Here is a 244-nt window from a genome sequence, read left to right on the forward strand (position 1 = left end):
CAGCCGCGCGGCCGTGCTGTCCGTGCAGGCCGTGCCCAGCGGCCCGCCCTGCGCGGCGACGGTGTCGCTGTAGGCGTTGGCCGTGGCCACGCCGTCCTGCACCATGCCCTGCACCTGGCCCACGGTGGTTGCGTCGGTGGCTGCGCTGCCTGGCGCGACGCCCGTGAGCTGCCGGTTGCCCCGCGCCACCTCGCCCACCGACGACTGCACGCCCGCCAGCCCGATTGCCGTGTACGCGGCCTGC

1 pseudogene is annotated in these 244 nt (G+C 76.6%); it reads right to left on the reverse strand.

Features of this window, described 5'->3' with window-relative positions:
* A pseudogene (locus AC0IYU_RS34945) lies at positions 1 to 244 on the reverse strand (hypothetical protein); the annotation flags it as partial.

The organism is Variovorax sp. AC103 (genome assembly GCF_979254005.1).